General features: G+C 64.9%; 11 protein-coding genes and 1 riboswitch. Of the genes, 7 read left to right on the top strand and 4 right to left on the bottom strand.

Annotated elements, in window-relative coordinates; translation table 11 throughout:
* The first annotated feature begins 2 nt into the window (after positions 1-2).
* Together AC5J09_RS10560 and dctD are read left to right on the top strand one after the other, a co-directional pair.
* Positions 3-1,868 carry a sensor histidine kinase gene (locus AC5J09_RS10560; RefSeq protein WP_494297580.1) on the top strand — a complete coding sequence of 622 codons (1,866 nt, stop codon included), beginning with the start codon at positions 3-5 and terminating at the stop codon, positions 1,866-1,868.
* A gap of 3 nt (positions 1,869-1,871) precedes the next feature.
* On the top strand, positions 1,872-3,242 hold the full coding sequence (gene dctD, locus AC5J09_RS10565) for a C4-dicarboxylate transport transcriptional regulatory protein DctD (RefSeq protein ID WP_494297581.1): 1,371 nt from the start codon (positions 1,872-1,874) through the stop codon (positions 3,240-3,242).
* A gap of 100 nt (positions 3,243-3,342) precedes the next feature.
* Here the strand turns inward: dctD and AC5J09_RS10570 are convergent, their stop codons facing one another.
* The gene (locus AC5J09_RS10570) at positions 3,343-5,385 is read right to left on the bottom strand and encodes an aq_1923 C-terminal domain (protein WP_494297582.1); all 2,043 of its coding nucleotides are present in this window, start codon (positions 5,383-5,385) and stop codon (positions 3,343-3,345) included.
* Between the two features lie 160 nt (positions 5,386-5,545).
* Positions 5,546-5,657: riboswitch (TPP riboswitch) on the top strand.
* 98 nt (positions 5,658-5,755) lie between these two features.
* On the opposite strand from AC5J09_RS10570, the gene thiC reads away from it, so the two are divergent.
* Genes thiC through AC5J09_RS10595 form a run of 5 tightly spaced genes read left to right on the top strand, consistent with a single transcriptional unit; the run spans position 5,756 to position 10,141 of the window.
* Positions 5,756-7,591, top strand: a complete 1,836-nt coding sequence (thiC, locus tag AC5J09_RS10575) for a phosphomethylpyrimidine synthase ThiC (RefSeq protein ID WP_102763713.1) — start codon at positions 5,756-5,758, stop codon at positions 7,589-7,591.
* Between the two features lies 1 nt (position 7,592).
* A complete protein-coding gene (gene thiO / locus AC5J09_RS10580; protein ID WP_494297583.1) occupies positions 7,593-8,570 on the top strand; it encodes a glycine oxidase ThiO in 978 nt (325 codons plus the stop codon).
* On the top strand, positions 8,567-8,764 hold the full coding sequence (thiS, locus tag AC5J09_RS10585; protein WP_275599498.1) for a sulfur carrier protein ThiS: 198 nt from the start codon (positions 8,567-8,569) through the stop codon (positions 8,762-8,764). The genes thiO and thiS overlap by 4 nt, the downstream gene beginning before the upstream one ends.
* A gap of 1 nt (position 8,765) precedes the next feature.
* Positions 8,766-9,539 carry a thiazole synthase gene (locus AC5J09_RS10590; RefSeq protein WP_338282065.1) on the top strand — a complete coding sequence of 258 codons (774 nt, stop codon included), beginning with the start codon at positions 8,766-8,768 and terminating at the stop codon, positions 9,537-9,539.
* Positions 9,536-10,141, top strand: a complete 606-nt coding sequence (locus AC5J09_RS10595) for a thiamine phosphate synthase (protein ID WP_379936942.1) — start codon at positions 9,536-9,538, stop codon at positions 10,139-10,141. The genes AC5J09_RS10590 and AC5J09_RS10595 overlap by 4 nt, the downstream gene beginning before the upstream one ends.
* Positions 10,142-10,151: 10 nt before the next feature.
* Here AC5J09_RS10595 and AC5J09_RS10600 read toward each other — a convergent pair whose 3' ends face one another.
* Genes AC5J09_RS10600 through AC5J09_RS10610 form a run of 3 tightly spaced genes read right to left on the bottom strand, consistent with a single transcriptional unit; the run spans position 10,152 to position 13,152 of the window.
* The gene (locus AC5J09_RS10600; RefSeq protein WP_494297584.1) at positions 10,152-11,405 is read right to left on the bottom strand and encodes a Zn-dependent hydrolase; all 1,254 of its coding nucleotides are present in this window, start codon (positions 11,403-11,405) and stop codon (positions 10,152-10,154) included.
* The gene (locus AC5J09_RS10605) at positions 11,402-12,235 is read right to left on the bottom strand and encodes a BtpA/SgcQ family protein (protein ID WP_494297585.1); all 834 of its coding nucleotides are present in this window, start codon (positions 12,233-12,235) and stop codon (positions 11,402-11,404) included. Before AC5J09_RS10605 ends, AC5J09_RS10600 begins: the two co-directional genes overlap by 4 nt.
* A gap of 5 nt (positions 12,236-12,240) precedes the next feature.
* Positions 12,241-13,152 carry a PfkB family carbohydrate kinase gene (locus AC5J09_RS10610; protein ID WP_411926517.1) on the bottom strand — a complete coding sequence of 304 codons (912 nt, stop codon included), beginning with the start codon at positions 13,150-13,152 and terminating at the stop codon, positions 12,241-12,243.
* Positions 13,153-13,172 lie beyond the last annotated feature (20 nt).

Consider the following 13,172-nt stretch of genomic DNA (forward strand, 5'->3'; position numbering starts at 1 on the left):
TCATGCACAATGCTCGCATGGTCAGACTTCCTGCAGATGCGAGCGATCCGCATGCGCTTCGCAGCCGGGCCCGACGGTCCTGGCTGATTTTCGCGGCAGTCGCGCTCGCCCTTCTGGCGGCCGGCCTTCTTCTTGCGCGAGACTACGGCCGGTCGCAGGCGCTCGCCGGCCTTGCCGGTCAGAGCCGGATCGACGCCAGCCTGAAAGCCTCGCTTCTTCGGGCAGTCGTGGAACGGCAGCGCGCCCTGCCGCTTGTCCTCGCCGACGACGCAGCCATTCGTGGGGCATTGCTTTCGCCGGACAGGCCGTCGCTCGACCGTATCAACCGCAAGCTCGAGGCGCTGGCGACAAGCGCCGAAGCCGCGGTCACCTATCTGATCGACCGGAGCGGCGTGGCCGTCGCGGCCAGCAATTGGCAGGAGCCGACGAGCTTCGTCGGCAACGACTATGCCTTCCGCGATTATTTTCGGCTCGCCGTGCGCGACGGCATGGCCGAACACTTCGCCATGGGCACGGTCAGCAAGCGGCCCGGGCTTTATATTTCCCGGCGCGTCGACGGGCCTGGCGGTCCGCTGGGGGTGATCGTCGCCAAGCTCGAATTCGACGGGGTCGAGGCGGATTGGCAGGTCTCCGGCAAGCCGGCCTATGTCACCGACCGGCGCGGCATCGTCCTCATCACCAGCCTGCCCTCCTGGCGCTTCATGACGACGAAGCCGATCCCCGAAGACCGCCTCGCACCCATCCGCGAAAGCCTGCAGTTCGGCGATGCACCGCTGCTGCCGCTGCCTTTCCGGAAGATCGAGGCGCGGCCCGATGGCTCCTCCACGCTGGACGCCCTGCTGCCGGGCGACTCCAACGCAGCCTTCCTGCGCGTGGAAACCATGGTGCCGTCGACGAACTGGCGGCTCGAGCAGTTGTCGCCGCTTAAGGCGCCGCTTGCCGCGGGTGCGCGGGAAGCGCAGCTCCTCACCCTTGCCACGCTCGTACCGCTTCTCGCACTTGCCGCATTGCTCCTGCGCCGTCGCCAGGTCGTCGCCATGCGCAGCGCCGAGGAGCGGCTGGCCCGCAATGCGCTTGAGGCGAGCGTCGAGGAGCGGACGCGCGACCTGCGCATGGCGCGCGACCGTCTCGAAACCGAGATCGCCGACCACCGGCAGACCACCGAGAAGCTCCAGGCCGTGCAGCAGGACCTCGTCCAGGCGAACCGACTGGCGATCCTCGGCCAGGTCGCGGCCGGGGTTGCCCATGAGATCAACCAGCCGGTCGCCACCATCCGCGCCTATGCGGATAATGCCCGCACCTTTCTCGACCGTGGCCAGAGCTCCACCGCCGCCGAGAACATGGAAAGCATCGCCGAACTTACCGACCGGGTCGGCGCCATCACCGACGAACTGCGCCGCTTCGCCCGCAAGGGCCATTTCGCGGCCGGGCCGACCGCGATGAGGGAGGTCGTCGAGGGTGCGCTCATGCTGCTCCGAAGCCGTTTTGCCGGACGGATGGACGCAATACGCATCGATCTGCCGCCCGATGACCTCCAGGCACTCGGCAACCGCATCCGGCTGGAGCAGGTCTTGATCAACCTTCTGCAGAATGCGCTGGAAGCGATCGGCGACAGCGAGAACGGCGCGATCCGGGTGCGCTGCGAGCACGTGGCCGGCGGTATCGCGCTGACCGTCGCCGACAATGGCCCGGGGATTGCGGCCGATGTCCGCGAAGAGCTGTTCACGCCGTTCAACACTTCGAAGGAAGACGGGCTGGGCCTCGGTCTCGCGATCTCCAAGGAGATCGTCTCCGACTATGGCGGCACGATCGAGGTCGAGAGCAGTCCCTCCGGAACGACATTTACCGTCAATCTCAAGAAGGCCTGAGCGATGAGCGCCGCCCCATCCGTGTTCCTGATCGATGACGACCGCGATCTGCGCAAGGCGATGCAGCAGACGCTCGAGCTTGCGGGCTTCACCGTCTCGTCCTTTGCCAGCGCGACGGAGGCGCTCTCCGAACTTTCCGCCGACTTCGCGGGCGTCGTCATCAGCGATATCCGCATGCCGGGCATGGACGGGCTCGCCCTTTTCCGCAAGGTTCTGTCGCTCGATCCGGACCTGCCGATGATCCTTGTCACGGGACACGGCGACATACCGATGGCGGTGCAGGCGATCCAGGACGGCGTCTATGACTTCATCGCCAAGCCGTTTGCCGCCGACCGTCTTGTCCAGAGCGCCCGGCGCGCAGAGGAGAAACGGCGGCTCGTCATGGAGAACCGGGCGCTGCGCCGCGCGGCCGAAGCCGCCTCCGAAGGCCTGCCGCTGATCGGCCAGACGCCGGCCATGGAGAGGCTTCGCCAGACCTTGAAACACATCGCCGACACCGATGTCGATGTGCTGGTCGCCGGCGAGACGGGCAGCGGCAAGGAGGTCGTCGCCACGCTGCTGCACCAATGGAGCCGGCGCAGAACCGGCAACTTCGTCGCACTGAATTGCGGCGCTCTGCCGGAAACGGTCATCGAAAGCGAGCTCTTCGGCCACGAGCCCGGCGCCTTTACCGGCGCCGTCAAGAAGCGGGTCGGCAGGATCGAGCACGCGAACGGCGGCACCCTCTTCCTCGACGAGATCGAGGCGATGCCGCCGGCAACCCAGGTGAAGATGCTGCGCGTGCTGGAAGCACGCGAGATCACCCCGCTCGGCACCAACCTGACCCGTCCCGTCGACATCCGCGTCGTCGCCGCAGCCAAGGTCGACCTCGGCGATCCGGCCGCGCGCGGCGATTTCCGCGAGGATCTCTATTACCGGCTGAATGTCGTGACGCTCTCTATCCCGCCCTTGCGCGAACGGCGCGACGACATCCCCCTCCTCTTCTCCCATTTCCTGGCCCGCGCCTCGGAGCGCTTCGGCCGCGACGTGCCCGCGATCTCGGCTGCCATGCGCGCCTACCTGGCCACGCATTCCTGGCCGGGCAATGTGCGCGAGCTTTCGCACTTCGCCGAACGGGTCGCGCTGGGGGTGGAGGGCAACCTGGGAGCTCCGGCCGCAGCGCCCGCCCCAAGCGGAGCAACCCTGCCGGAGAGATTGGAACGCTACGAGGCCGATATCCTCAAGCAGGCCCTCACGGCGCACCGCGGCGACGTCAAGGAGACCCTGCAAGCCCTCGGCATCCCCCGCAAGACTTTTTACGACAAGCTGCAGCGACATGGGATCAACCGGGCGGATTTTATCGACCGGGCAGGCGCGAAGAGTGGCGACGCGTAGGTGGATAGTTTGCCCCCACTCTAACTCTCTCCCCGTTCGACCGGAGAGAGTTGAGGCGGCGCTGCGAGCCCTCTTCGCCCCGCTTGCGGTGAGAGGGCCGCTATTCCGCCGTCGCCTCGAAGTCGACCCTGTCGAGAAGCAGGAGCGGATTTTGCGAAGCAACCGCGAATTCGAGCGCACCGATGCCGCTGGCGGATTTGGACTTGGCCGTCAGCGTGAATGTCCCCGGTTTCGCGATGAACCGCGAAACTGCATCCATCACGTTCCGCAGCCGAGGCTCCTGCGCGGCAAATTGCTGCAGCATCACCGACGCCGTCATTTCCAGCATGCCCCGTGCCTGATCCTCCGTCATGCCGTTTTGTTCGGCATAGACCTGTATCCCTTTGGCGGTGAAGCCCTTGTCCTCGATCTTCAGGCTTGCTTCCCGCGCGGTGAGGCCGAACAACGCCGCCTGCGCCTTGGCCGCGTCGCCCGAAAAGAAGTCGCCGCTCACGCCTCCCAGAAGGCCGGAGAGGGAAAAGCGGCCAATATCCTTTCCGCTCGTGGAGATATCCTTGATGACCAGAGTCTCGGTCGCTTCGTCCCAGGCGGCTTCGAGGTTGGAGGAGAGGACCAACTCGTTGAAGCCCAGCTTGCGAAGCTTGGCGAGAGTCTCGTCCTGCGTATGCTCCGGGATTTGAAGGGCGAAGTCCTGGTATCCGGCGCGGACGTCAGTCGGAATGCCGTTTCGCGGTTTTGCGAGCGCCAGCTCGTATCCCTTCATCGTGAAGCGGATGCGTTGCGGCCGAGCGCCCTCTCCAGCATCCGGAGTGTCGTTGTATTCGTCCCAGTCTTCCACGCCGGTGCCCGAGTCAGGCAGATCCGCATCGATTCCCGCCACGCGGAACGTTCCGAACTCCGGCAGCAGCGTCGTGAAAGGGAAGTTCTCATGCTGCCCATCCTGCAGAGCGACGAACTTCTTCAGCGCTTCGACGCTGGGATCCCAGGAAAAGCCCGAAATGCTTGCTTCGGAGACTTTGACGTAGTCCGCGCCCTCCGCCATCGAGAAGCCATTCACCGACGCGTCGAGCTTCCGGCCATCGAGCCGGAGCGCGAGGCGATCCATCGCCAGCTTGATCCTCTCGCCCTCTTCACCATCCTTGTCCGGCGCGTTGATCTTCAGACCCAGCATTTCCATGTCGGCCTTCCTCGTCAAATCGGCGACCGACAGAATCCGGGCGAAATAGTCTTGACGCTCCGCCACGGGCAGATCCTCGGGCGACGAGACCGAGTTGAGCTTCTCCAGAGTTTCGCGAAGTGGCTCGTCCAGCATCCGCATGCTTACGCCGCTGCTGCGAACCTCGTCATAGCCGAAGCTCGCCTCGCCATCCGAAAAGGCGATATCCTTGATCGAGAATGGCCCATAGACAGGCCTTGCCTGCTCGTCGCCCGGCCCGGCTTTTTCAGTATAGATGCGGGCCAGATAGGCGGCATCGACGTCCTGCCCCGTCATGGCTCCAAAGGAGCCCGTCAGCCGCCTCTTCTCGCCGCCCTCTCCATCGGAGGCGCCTATGCCGGCTTCGAAGCTCGCACCACTCGCCGAATAGCGCGCGATGCGGCCATCCACGATACCTTCCGAGACCACGTTCTTGTAGACCAGCTTCTGCTCGCTACCGGCAACCGTCTGCGTGATGATCACCTCAGGGGCGGCGACGCTCTTTGCCGTAAAAAGCGCCAACTGTTTCGGCAGCGAAAGATCGCTTCCCGCGCCGAACATTTGCGCCAGCGTGTCGCGACCGAACTCCGCCTGCTCGACGATCACCTTCGGCACGGCGATCTTGCCCGGGCGCATATCGAGGTCCACGCCGCTGACCTCGAGCATGCCGTCCAGGAAAAGGATCCTGGGCCGCCCGTCGATTGCGGCGACGCGAAGTTCGGACCCTTCCTTCAGCGGCAGCGTCACGTCGCGCAGGTGAATGCGCCCGAAGAAGTCCGCTTCGACCGTGCCCACTCTGCCGCCCCGTTCGGCGATCAGCCTGTTCACGCTCTTTTCGACAGCAATCTTGTAACCGGTCGCGCCTGCGGCCGCGATTGCGATGACCGCAACAGCCGCCCAAAGCGCCTTGCGTCCCCTTTTCCTGGTCCCCGTCTCCGCCTGCCCCAAGACCTTCACCCCTTTTCGCTATGCGCATCATGGCGCTTCAGACTCGGACGGTAAGTAGATTTAGAACCTTGCATTTGCAAGCATGCCGCGAGCCCTGCGCACGGGATTTGGCCGGTGCAAAAACCATCTTGACGCCGCGGCGATAACCGTCCCTAATTGCACCATTCACCAGGGGGGTCCCGGCAAGGGGCTGAGATACTGCTAGCGCGCGCAGTGACCCGTTGAACCTGATCCAGTTCATACTGGCGTAGGGACGGTGCAGACGTGCAGCAGCCAGGATTCCGTTTACCGGCAATTCATCGGCGATACGTCTTTTCATCCTTCCGGCTTCAGAACTGGGTCTCCAACGCGAAAACATTGGAGCCTCAAGATGAATCTAATCAAGCCTCTCGCCGCGGCGCCCTCGGTCACGCAAGGACCGCTCCCGGCATCCCGCAAGGTCTACAAGCCGGGCGAGATCCATCCCGACATCCGCGTGCCGATGCGCGAGATCGCGCTGCATCCGACCTCCGGCGAGCCGCCGGTGACCGTTTACGATTCCTCCGGCCCCTACACGGTCGAAAACGCCGATATCCGCATCGACGCGGGCCTGCCGCGCCTTCGCAGCGACTGGGTTCTCAAGCGCGGCGATGTCGAGAGCTACGACGGCCGTGCGGTGAAGGCCGAAGACAACGGCTTTGCGACCGGTGAAAGGCTGACGCCGGAATTCCCGATTCGTCACCAACCGCTCAAGGCTAAGCCGGGAAAAGCGGTAACCCAGCTCGCCTATGCCCGCGCCGGCATCGTCACGCCGGAAATGGAGTTCATCGCCATCCGCGAAAATCTCGGCCGGAAGGCCGCGAAGGAGGCGCTCGCCCGAGACGGCGAAAGCTTCGGTGCTTCGGTCCCCGATTTCGTGACGCCGGAATTCGTGCGCCAGGAAGTGGCGAGCGGCCGCGCCATCATTCCGGCCAATATCAACCACCCGGAAGCCGAGCCGATGATCATCGGCCGCAACTTCCTGGTGAAGATCAACGCGAATATCGGCAACTCCGCCGTCACCTCATCGATGGCCGAGGAGGTCGAGAAGATGGTCTGGGCGACCCGCTGGGGCGCCGACACGGTCATGGACCTTTCCACCGGCCGCAACATTCACAACATCCGCGAATGGATCATCCGCAATTCGCCGGTACCGATCGGCACCGTGCCGCTCTACCAGGCGCTGGAAAAGGTAAACGGCATCGCCGAGGATCTTTCCTGGGAGGTCTTCCGCGACACGCTGATCGAGCAGGCGGAACAGGGCGTCGACTATTTCACCATCCATGCCGGGGTCAGGCTTCATTATATCCCGCTCACCGTGGATCGCGTCACGGGCATCGTTTCGCGCGGCGGCTCGATCATGGCGAAGTGGTGCCTGCATCACCACCGCGAGAGCTTCCTCTACGAGCATTTCGAGGAGATCTGCGACATCTGCCGCGCCTATGACGTTTCCTTCTCGCTCGGCGACGGCCTGCGTCCCGGCTCCATCGCCGACGCCAACGACCGGGCCCAGTTCGCGGAGCTCGAAACGCTCGGCGAGCTGACGAAGATCGCCTGGGCCAAGGATTGCCAGGTGATGATCGAAGGGCCGGGCCATGTGCCCATGCACAAGATCAAGGAGAACATGGACAAGCAGCTCGCCGTCTGCGGAGAAGCGCCCTTCTATACGCTCGGGCCGCTCACCACCGATATCGCGCCCGGCTACGACCACATCACGTCAGGCATTGGCGCGGCGATGATCGGCTGGTTCGGCACCGCCATGCTTTGCTACGTGACGCCGAAGGAACATCTGGGCCTGCCCGACCGCAACGACGTCAAGACCGGCGTGATCACCTACAAGATCGCCGCCCATGCCGCCGATCTCGCCAAAGGACACCCGGCCGCCCGAATCCGCGACGACGCGCTGTCGCGCGCCCGCTTCGAGTTCCGCTGGGAGGATCAGTTCAACCTCTCGCTCGACCCCGAGACCGCGCGCAATTTCCACGACGAGACGCTGCCCAAGGAGGCGCACAAGGTCGCGCATTTCTGCTCCATGTGCGGACCGAAATTCTGTTCGATGCGGATTTCCCACGATATCCGCGCCGAGGCGCAGAAGGAGGGCCTCGAGGCGATGGCCGCCAGATATCGCGACGGCGGCGACCTCTATATGCCGGTCGATGAAAGCAATGCCGCGCCCGCTGGAGAATGAAATGCGCGTGCTGATCAGAGGGGCCGGCGTCGCCGGCCTCACCGCCGCCCATGAACTTCTCGGGCGCGGCGCCGCAGTGACGATCATGGAAAATGCCGCCGGCTTTACCGGGGCCGCTTCCTGGTATGCGGGCGGCATGCTCGCTCCCTGGTGCGAGCGCGAAAGTGCCGAGGAAACCGTCCTGAGGCTGGGGATCGGCGCCGCCGACTGGTGGGAAGCCGCGCTCCCTGCCGGTTCCGTGCATCGCAACGGCACGCTCGTCGTCGCGCAACCCCGAGACGGAGCCGAACTCAAGCGCTTCGCCTCCCGCACCTCCGGCTTCCGCTCGCTCGATGCAGAGGAGATCACAGCGCTGGAGCCGGCTCTCGCCGGCCGTTTCCGGCAGGCGCTGTTCTTTCCGCAGGAGGCGCATCTCGACCCGCGCCGGGCACTCTCGGCGCTCCGGCAAGGGCTGACGGCACGCGGCGCGGTATTCGCCGGCGAGGACATGGACGATCGCGATTTCGCGCTCACCGTCGATTGCACCGGCGCGTCCAGGATCGGCGAGATCGACGGGCTACGCGGGGTGCGCGGCGAGATGGCCTATCTGCAGACGGACGAGGTGACGCTCTCGCGTCCGGTGCGCATGCTGCATCCCCGCATTCCGCTCTATATCGTGCCGCGCGGCGGAGGGCTCTTCATGTGCGGCGCGACGATGATCGAGAGCGACGACGCCCGCCCGATCACCACCCGCTCGCTGATGGAACTGCTGAACGCCGCATATGCGCTCCATCCGGCTTTCGCCGAAGCGCGCCTGATCGAGACCGGCACGGGCGTACGCCCCGCCTTTGCCGACAACCTGCCGCGGGCCTCGCGGCGCGAAAACAGGATTACCGTCAACGGCCTCTATCGTCATGGCTTCCTGCTCTCCCCGGCCACGGCCCGGGAAGTGGCGGCGCTGGCCCTGGGCGACGAGACACGCAAAGGAGATTTCCGATGAAGCTGACCGTCAATGGCGAGGAACACGACCTTCTGGCCGTTACACTCGCCGAGGTCTTGCAGCGCCTCGATTTCGAAGGCGACTGGCTGGCGACCGCCGTCAACGGCGAACTGGTCCAGAAGGCAGACCGATCCAGCTACCGGCTGCAGGACAGCGACCGGATCGAGATTCTGTCGCCGATGCAGGGAGGCTGACATGCCGCTATTCTATGGAACAGAAATCCGGTCGAGACTGCTGCTCGGAACCGCCCGCTATCCCTCGCCGGCCGTGCTCGCCGAGGCGGTGCGGCGGTCGGGCACCGATATCGTCACGGTCTCGCTCCGCCGCGAGACGGCCGGCGGGCGCCAGGGCGGCGCCTTCTTCGAGCTGATCCGCGAACTCGGCGTGCGCGTGCTGCCGAACACGGCCGGCTGCCATTCGGTCTCGGAGGCGGTGCTGACCGCGAAGATGGCACGCGAGGTTTTCGGCACGAGCTGGATCAAGCTGGAAGTGATCGGCCACCAGGACACATTGCAGCCGGACGTCTTCGGCCTCGTCGAGGGGGCCCGCATCCTCACCGGGGAAGGTTTCCAGGTCTTCCCCTATACGACGGACGACCTCGTCGTCGCCGAAAGGCTGCTGGAGGCGGGCTGCCGGGTGCTGATGCCCTGGTGCGCGCCGATCGGCAGCGCCATGGGACCGCAGAACGTTCAGGGCTTGCGCGCCATGCGCGCGGAATTTTCCGACGTGCCGCTGATCGTCGACGCCGGCATCGGCCGCCCGTCACATGCGACAACCGTGATGGAGCTCGGCTACGACGCGGTCCTGCTCAACACCGCCGTTGCCGGCGCTGCCGATCCCGCCGCCATGGCCGAAGCCTTCGCCAAGGCAATCGATGCCGGGCACGCGGCTCACGGCGCCGGCATGCTCGAGCCGCGCGACATGGCCGTCCCGTCCACCCCCGTCATCGGAAAGGCAGTCTTCTCGTGAAGCTCGATCCCTTTTATCTCATCGTCGACAGCGCCCAATGGATCGAACGGCTGGTGCCGCTCGGCGTCAGGCTCGTCCAGCTCCGCATCAAGGACCGGAACGCGGAAGACATCCGCCGCCAGCTACGGGTCGCCAGGGCAGTCTGCGCCGCCCATGAATGCCAGCTGATCGTCAACGACTACTGGCAGCTGGCGATAGCGGAAGGTTGCGATTTCATCCATCTGGGTCAGGAGGATCTGGCGGAGGCCGATCTTGCCGCCATCCGTGCCGCAGGGCTCAAGCTCGGCGTCAGCACCCATGACGAGGCGGAACTGGCAAACGCGCTCGCAGCCGAACCGGACTACGTCGCGCTCGGACCCATCTATCCGACGATCCTCAAGAAGATGAAGTGGGCGCCCCAGGGGCTGGAGCGGCTTTCATGGTGGCGCGAGCGCGTTCACCCGCTCCCGCTCGTCGCCATCGGCGGCCTCAATACGGAGCGGATCGAGGGCGTCTTCGCACACGGCGCCGACAGCGCCGCCGTGGTGACGGACATCACGCTGAATGCCGATCCGGAGGGAAGGACAAGGGAGTGGATACGGAAGACGGAGGCGTGGAGATGAAGTCGCCCGATCATCCTGACCTGGGACATTGGTCTTGTGACAGCCGCTGGGCAACGCCCAGGAGAACACGGGCACCGGTCACGATATGCTCGTCGGATACGAATTCCGCCTCGTTGTGGCTGATGCCGTTCCTGCAAGGCACGAAGAGCATCGCCGAAGGCGCGACACGTCCGACGAACAGGGCGTCGTGGAAGGCGCCGGAAACCATCGTGCGACTGCGGATGTCAAGTGATCTGCACGTGTCCGCTATCACCGCCGTCACCGACGGCGCAAAGCGCGCGGGCGGCATGTCCACGCGCAACCGGATTGCCGCATCGCATCCCCATCGCCTACCGGCTGCATGACATTGCTCCTTCACGCGTCGCTCGATGGCAGCAAGGGCGGCGGCGTCCGGATGGCGAATATCGATGGTGAACGAGACCCGGCCAGGGATGACGTTGATGGAACCGGGTTCGGTGGAAATACGACCGATTGTCAGCCGTGCCTCTTCGTCGGCTGGCATGATTTCCTCCTGCATGCGCGCGATGGCAACGGCGGCCGCCGCCATCGGGTCCTTGCGGAATGCGAGCGGCGTAGTCCCGGCATGGGCAGCCTCGCCGGAAAAGGTCACTTCGAGCCACTTGGTACCCTGGATGCCGGTAACGATGCCGATCGGGACGTTCTCACGTTCGAGGACCGGGCCTTGCTCGATGTGCAGCTCGATAAAGGCGGAGATGAGGTGACCGGGTGGGCGTATCTCGGCCTCCGGCAGTGCCTGCAGGGTGGCTTTCAGCTCGTCAGCAAAGACGGGATCGTCCGCTTGCCAGTCCTCGACGCGTCCGGCGCCGCAAAACGCCATAGAGCCCATGCAACCTGGCGAAAAGCGGCTTCCCTCCTCGTTGGTGAAGGCAACGATTTCGATCGGCCGAATCGTCTCGACGCCGGCATCGGAGAACGCTTCCAGAACCTCGAAAGCGCAGAGCGTGCCGAGAGCGCCATCAAAGCGGCCACCTGTCGGCTGGCTGTCAAGATGGCTGCCGATGAGCAGTGGCGCAAGCGTTGCATCCCTGCCTTCGCGTCTGATGAAGAGATTCGCGGCATCGTCCTGAAACACGGTAAAACCGCGCGCCAACGCACGCTCCGCGAGCAATCGGCGGGCGGTGCGGTCCTCGATGCTCAATGCCTGACGGTTCACGCCGCCGGCCGGCGTGGCGCCGATGGCCGCGAAATCGGAAATGGATTGCAGCAAGCGCCCGGCGATGACCTCAAGCCGTTCCTGGCTCATCGTCCGAGGCTCGCGAACAAGCGCATGACCCGCTGGGGATCGACGGCATTCCACCAAACCCCGTCGTATTTGAGATCGCTTGCGATGATCACCCCGTCGGCGACGGAGAGGATGTCCTTGACATTTTCATGTGTCACGCCGCTGCCGACCAGTGTCGGCAGCTTGGCCGCCTCCTTGATCATGCCGATATAATCGAGTCCGGCGGCATGCCCTGTTCGCTGCCCCGTAGCGATGACCACGTCGGCGTCAAAAAAAACCAGGTCCTTGACTTGTTCCTCCACCGGCCGATCCGCGACGATCGCATGCGCGCCGTGCTTGACATGCGCATCCGCGAAAATGCGGATACCCTTCGCGCGAAGCTGTGCCCGATAGCGCATCGCGCGAGCAGCCTCGCCCTCCACGAAGCCTTCATTGGCTATATAGGCGTTGGCCCACTGGTTGACGCGGATGAAGGAGGCGGAGGCGGCGGAGGCGATGGCGAGTGCGGGAATTGCCGCGTTGGCGAGCACGTTGATACCGATCGGCCGGCCGAGTTCCCGGCGGAGGCGATCGGCGATCACCGCCATGTGGGCGGAAGTCTCGTGGCCAATCTGGTCTGGCTTCGAGAATGGCACGTCACCGTGATTCTCGATTATCAGCGCGTCGCAACCGCCAGCAAGATAGGCTCGGGCGTCCGAAAGGCCGCGTGCATAGATCGCTTCCGCGCCCTCGTCGGCATAGCGCGGAGCGCCGGGTAGCGGGAGCAGATGCACTACGCCGATCACCGGATTGTCCCGTCCAAACAGCGTCTTCAGCGTATTCTTGTCCTGCCGTCCAATTGGGTTGTTCATATCGGTCACACATCTTCCAGCTTGGTTGTCTTTTTCAGGGAGGCAATTTCAGCGCGCGACGGGAAGGAAGCCAGCGTGCCAGGGCGGGCCACCGCAAGTCCCGCGGCAGCCGTCGCAACTTCTGCAGCGGAGGTGAGCGATGCGCCTTGCGCCAGAAGCCCGGCCAGCGTTCCCGCGAAACAATCGCCGGCACCGCTGGCGTCAATGGCATCGATCTTCGCGGCTGGAAGGCGGATCGCCGGGGCGTGCGCAGTTTCGAGAAGCAGGGCGCCCGCGTCACCGAGCGTCACGATCGCACTGCCGGCCCCAGAGGCCAGCATCCGACGCGCTGCCCGCTCGTCATCGGCTTCGCCGGTGAGAGCCTCGGCCTCGGGCCGGTTGACGACGATGAGCGACACCGCGGAGAAGTCAAGGGATTGCGTCGGCAGCGGGCTGGGGTTGAAGACGGAATAAATCCCTGAAGCCCTTGCGGCACTGAGACAGGCCATCGTTGCCTCCGGCCGAAGGTTTCCCTGCATCAGCAGCATGTCGCTGTCGGTCCAGGTCTCTCCTAGCGTGGTCATGGCAAGCGGATCGAAGGCGGCGGCGCAGGCGGCAGCGGTGACGATGACATTCTCACCGGACCTATCGACCCAAATCACAGAGCGGTCGCAGGGAAAATCGAGGCGGCATAACCGGAGCGCCGGGACCTCGGCCGCGATCCGCGCCTCGACCCACTCGCTCGCCGCGTCGCGTCCGGCCGCTGCCCACAGCATCACGGATGCGCCGGTTCGGGCGGCGGCGACAGCCTGATTTGCGCCCTTGCCGCCCACGCCCTCCCCTGCAACCGTCGCATTCAGCGTTTCGCCCGGCCGCGGAAGCCGCTCCAGACGAAAGCTCGTATCGACGCAGACATTGCCGACGATATGGATGGTCATGAGCGCGTTCCCGCAGGGTT

It is taken from the genome of Sinorhizobium sp. (assembly GCF_059070375.1).

What these genes read in the sequence shown, in the direction of transcription:
- thiC (WP_102763713.1), top strand. Translation starts at nt 5,756, where the DNA reads ATGAATCTAATCAAGCCTCTCGCCGCGGCGCCCTCGGTCACGCAAGGA.
- thiO (WP_494297583.1), top strand. Translation starts at nt 7,593, where the DNA reads ATGCGCGTGCTGATCAGAGGGGCCGGCGTCGCCGGCCTCACCGCCGCC.
- dctD (WP_494297581.1), top strand. Translation starts at nt 1,872, where the DNA reads ATGAGCGCCGCCCCATCCGTGTTCCTGATCGATGACGACCGCGATCTG.
- AC5J09_RS10610 (WP_411926517.1), bottom strand. Translation starts at nt 13,152, where the DNA reads ATGACCATCCATATCGTCGGCAATGTCTGCGTCGATACGAGCTTTCGT.
- AC5J09_RS10590 (WP_338282065.1), top strand. Translation starts at nt 8,766, where the DNA reads ATGCCGCTATTCTATGGAACAGAAATCCGGTCGAGACTGCTGCTCGGA.
- AC5J09_RS10560 (WP_494297580.1), top strand. Translation starts at nt 3, where the DNA reads ATGCACAATGCTCGCATGGTCAGACTTCCTGCAGATGCGAGCGATCCG.
- thiS (WP_275599498.1), top strand. Translation starts at nt 8,567, where the DNA reads ATGAAGCTGACCGTCAATGGCGAGGAACACGACCTTCTGGCCGTTACA.
- AC5J09_RS10605 (WP_494297585.1), bottom strand. Translation starts at nt 12,235, where the DNA reads ATGAACAACCCAATTGGACGGCAGGACAAGAATACGCTGAAGACGCTG.
- AC5J09_RS10600 (WP_494297584.1), bottom strand. Translation starts at nt 11,405, where the DNA reads ATGAGCCAGGAACGGCTTGAGGTCATCGCCGGGCGCTTGCTGCAATCC.